The following is a 4,110-nucleotide window of genomic DNA, read 5'->3' as shown; positions in this document are numbered from 1 at the left end:
GCGGGGGAAGTTACTGGAGGAGATGTCGAGCCGGATGCGGTGACCGGCGGCGAAGCGGTTCGCCGTGTCGGGGGCGGTGACCTCGATCTCGTACACCCGGCCCGGGACGAGCAACTCGGGTTCCTCGTAGGAGCGGTGGAAGCGGCAGCGGACGATGCCGTCGGTGAGGTTCATCGCGAAGCCGTGCGGATAGTCGGCGTTGGGCGGGTGGACGTCGATCAGCTTGATGGTGAAGTCGGTGTCCGGGGCGGTGGTGGAGATGTGGAGCCTGGCCGACACCGGACCGGCGACCACCACGTCCCGTTCGAGCGGCGGTGTGGTCAGGCTGATCACATCCGGGCGGGAGTCCAGCGGCAGATAGGGCTCACTCGCCCCGTACACCCTGGCGTCCGGGGCGTTCTGGTCGTAGGCCCCGCCCGTCATCACCGGTTCGCCCGAGGTGACCTGGCCGCCCATGGTGGGGACCGGGCGGCGCGGGTCGAAGTCGTAGGTCACCGACGCGGCGGCCGCGGTGGGAGGGGCGGGGGTGAGGGCGCCGCCGGTGGTGAGGTACAGGGCGACGGGGGCCGTCGACGCCGGAGGCCACTGGGTGTCGGTGCGCCAGGCGCCGCCGTGCCGCATCCGCCCGGCCGCGTCCCGTCGGCCGTCGCCGCCGCCCATCAGGAAGTACTGGACGACGGGGAGGTCGTCCTCGGGCCCACGACCCAGCGCCCGGTCGAACCAGCGGCGGCGGAACTCCAGGTACGACGGGGCGAGGTTGCCGTCCAGGGTCGCCCCCGGGCCGAAGTCCACGTCTCCGGCGAACGTCTCGCAGCGGTGGCCGTGCGTCCACGGGCCCATGACCAGGTGGGACGGGGCCGACTTCAGCCTCAGCAGGGCGGTGAAGTTCTCGATGGTGGAGCGGACGTAGGGGTTCGGAACCGCTGGCGCTTGACCGTGTACAAGTGCGTTATTGCAGGTATGAGTGAGCGCTGGTACCTGGGCGGCCGGGATGTGTGCGCGGGCCTGGATTCATGCGGAACGAGTGTTTGTCTGTCGAATGCGTGACCTTTGTGAGTGAGGATCGTTGAAACAGGACGAGAGGGACTTCGATGCCGGTTGGGGGTGACGGGTTTGAGCGAGGTGCGGGAGGTGGCGGCGTCATTCGTGGTGCCCGGCCCTTCGGGGGTAGCAGTCCGGGCCCGGCTACGCGTGTCGGAGACCGATGCGGCGGTACTGGCCGAGGTCGGCCTGTTCCTCGGCACTCTGGCCGCGGGTGATCTCGCGGTGCGATCCCAACAGGGCCTGGAGCACGGCAGCAAGACCTGGGCCGTGCGGAAGCGGGAGCTGACCGGGACCTCATCGGCGCGGTGGGCGGGCAGTATCACCAAGGCCACCCACGATCAGTGGGCCTTGGCCCGGCGCGGGCAGAGAGCCGAGATGGCGTGGCTGCGCAAGCAGATCGCATCGATCCAGGCGCGCCTGGCCCGTCCGCTGGCCGTGAAGGCGGACAAGCGGGAAGGACTGCCGCGCGGCTACGGTTCGCGGACCGAGTGGCACGCCAAATCCCGGCGCCTGCACGCGCTGCGAGCCCGGCTGGCCAGGCTGGCGGAGGCCTGGGCGACGGGCCGCGTGCGGGTGGTGCGCGGCGGGAAGAAACTCGCGCGCCTGCGGCACCACCTGGATCAGGCCGGACTGAGTGAGCAGGTGTGGCGGGAGCGGTGGAGGGCGGCGCGGATGTTCCTGGCCGCCGACGGGGAGTCCGGTAAACCCCTGGGCAACGAAACCATTCGCATCACCGCCACCGGACAGCTCTCGATCAGACTCCCCGCCACGTTGGCCCGTCTGGCCAACGCACCGCACGACCGGTACGTGCTGGACGCGACTGTGGCGTTCCACCACCGGCGTGAGGAGTGCCTGGACCGGATCGCGAGCAACCGGGCGGTGGCCTATCGCATCCACCACGATGTGCCCCGGGGCCGCTGGTATGTGACCGCCTCCTGGCAGCGTGCCCCCGTCCCCGTCCTGCCGCTGGAAGCAGCGCTCGCCCGGGGTGTGGTCGCCGTCGACATGAACGACGACCACCTGGCCGCTTGGCGCCTGGACCGGCACGGCAACCCGGTCGGTGAACCCCGCCGCTTCTTCTACGACCTGGCGGGCAGCGCCCAGCACCGGGACGCCCAGATCCGGCACGCGCTCACCAGGCTGCTGCACCACACCCGCGCCACCGGGGCAGGGGCGATCGCCATCGAGGACCTGGACTTCACCGACGGCCGATGCCGGGAGAAGCACGGCCGCAACAAACGCTTCCGCCGCCTGATCTCCCGCTTCCCCACCACGAAGCTGAAGGCACGGCTGGTGGCCATGGCCGCCGAGCAGAACATCGCGATCGTCGCGGTAGACCCGGCCTATACCTCCCGCTGGGGCGCCCAGCACTGGCAGCAGCCCCTCACCACCAGCAACCGCAAGGTTTCCCGGCACGATGCCGCCAGCATCGCGATCGGGCGACGCGCCCTCGGACACCCGATCCGGCGACGGACGACACCGCCCCACGACGACCAGAGCGATCGTGCGGGGCATCGGACCGCCCAGGCCCGACCGGACACCCGACGGCGTGAGGAACCCCGCCCCCGCCATCCCGGACCACGGACAAGAGCCGTGCCGCCCGGCAGCGGAGCGAAAGCGGGCGACCAGCGTGCCCAACACCGTTCGGAGCACGCGGCTGAGCAACAGTCCTGGACACAGGATTCAGTCCCGCTCAGTCTCGAGGAACGGTCGTACCAGCTGCCCATGTGCAGGCTCGGCGCGTCCGGGAAGCGTTCGTAGAAGCCCCGTCCGTAGATCGCCGGGGTGCGGTAGTAGTCCCCGAAGGTGTCCTGCCGCCACTGCTCCAGCAGGAAGTCCTCGTACGCCGACAGGTGCCGCAGCGGGGTGCAGCCCGGCCGCCACGGCATCGCACCGAGCCGGCGAGCCCATCACCACCTCGGAGCTGGCCACCCGGCTGGGCTCCAGCGAACCGCAGGTCTCCCGCACGCTGCGGACCCTGCGCGACGCGGGCCTGGTCCGCTCCACCCGGGACGGCAAGCTGGTCCGGCACCGGCTCGCCACGGATGTCGTCCAGCGGCTGGGGCAGGACGTCCTCGCCACCGTGTCGCGGTGAGCCGAGGGACGCCACTGGAGCATTAGCGGCGCGTTAGTGAGGTGGCAGCAGATCAGCAGCGCCGCCCGGCAGTCTTTTTGTCACGGCCCCGAACGAACGGGAACGACGCCCATACCTACAAGGGGACACCATGTCGCTCCGCATCTCCATCCGCAACGCCCGCAAGGTCGCCACCGCCGCGGTGGTCGCCACCGCCGCGCTCGGGCTGACCGCGTGCCAGGGCAACGCGAATGCCCAGGGAGACACCTCCTCCGCCGCTTCGTCCAGTTCCTCGGGCTCCGGCTCCTCCAGTGGCGACTCCATCGGCTCCAAGGCGGGCAGCGCTGGTGGTTCCGGTGCCTGCAAGACCTCGCAGCTCGGTTTCAGGACCTCCCACGGGATGGGCGAAGGCATCCTCAACATCAGCCTGAAGAACAACGGGTCGGCCACCTGCACCCTCCAGGGCTTCCCGGGCGCGGACCTCAAGGGCAAGGACGGCACCGTCAGCGCCGAGCGGAGCGACCTCGACGCACCGAAGACCAGCATCAAGCCCGGCGAGGAGACCGGGTTCGCCCTCTACTACCCGAGCAACGACTCGGGCGGCTCCGGCGTGACCTTCACCAAGCTCATCGTCACCCCGCCCAATGAGACGCACTCCAGCTCCCTGCCGGTCAGCATCAACGTCCCCGTCTCCGACGGCTCCGGCCCTGCCATCAAGGTCGACCCTGTCGGCAGCGGCAAGTGGGGCTAGCCCCAGCGGCGCCGCCGACGCCACCAGGCCCAGGTCCGCGACCTGGGCCTTCGCTGTTCCCGCGGTTCAGTGGCGTCGGGCCTACCGGTCCTTGGCCAGGGCGACCAGCTCGGCGAAGAGCCCGCCCGCGTGGACGAGTTCGTCGTACCCGCCCTGTTCGATGATGCGGCCGTTCCGCATGACGATGATGCGGTCCGCGAGGCGGGTGTTCTCCAGCTGGTGGGTCACCACGATCGTCATG

4 protein-coding genes are annotated in these 4,110 nt (G+C 70.4%); 3 read left to right on the top strand and 1 reads right to left on the bottom strand.

Annotation, left to right across the window (positions count from 1 at the left end):
* A partial coding sequence (locus SSOG_RS25990) for a CocE/NonD family hydrolase (RefSeq protein ID WP_281048205.1) occupies nt 1-993 on the bottom strand: 993 nt, incomplete at its 3' end.
* A 198-nt stretch (nt 994-1,191) separates the two neighbouring features.
* Between SSOG_RS25990 and SSOG_RS25985 the strand changes: the two genes are divergently transcribed.
* From SSOG_RS25985 to SSOG_RS25980, 3 genes are all read left to right on the top strand, one after another.
* Nucleotides 1,192-2,805 (top strand): IS200/IS605 family element transposase accessory protein TnpB, encoded by a 1,614-nt coding sequence (locus SSOG_RS25985; RefSeq protein ID WP_009717231.1) that lies wholly within the window; start codon nt 1,192-1,194, stop codon nt 2,803-2,805.
* On the top strand, nt 2,702-3,139 hold the full coding sequence (locus SSOG_RS56315) for a helix-turn-helix domain-containing protein (RefSeq protein ID WP_009717230.1): 438 nt from the start codon (nt 2,702-2,704) through the stop codon (nt 3,137-3,139). The genes SSOG_RS25985 and SSOG_RS56315 overlap by 104 nt, the downstream gene beginning before the upstream one ends.
* A gap of 130 nt (nt 3,140-3,269) precedes the next feature.
* Entirely contained in the window at nt 3,270-3,869 is a 600-nt protein-coding gene (locus SSOG_RS25980; protein WP_009717229.1) for a DUF4232 domain-containing protein, read from the top strand.
* Nucleotides 3,870-4,110 lie beyond the last annotated feature (241 nt).

This window comes from Streptomyces himastatinicus ATCC 53653, from assembly GCF_000158915.1.
In the GTDB taxonomy this organism is placed as follows: domain Bacteria; phylum Actinomycetota; class Actinomycetes; order Streptomycetales; family Streptomycetaceae; genus Streptomyces; species Streptomyces himastatinicus.
The sequence above is the reverse complement of the archived record's forward strand: the minus strand, read 5'-3'. Positions and strand labels throughout refer to the sequence as shown.

Excerpts from the sequence above, each read along its gene's own strand:
- SSOG_RS25980 (WP_009717229.1), top strand. The coding sequence starts at position 3,270 with ATGTCGCTCCGCATCTCCATCCGCAACGCCCGCAAGGTCGCCACCGCC.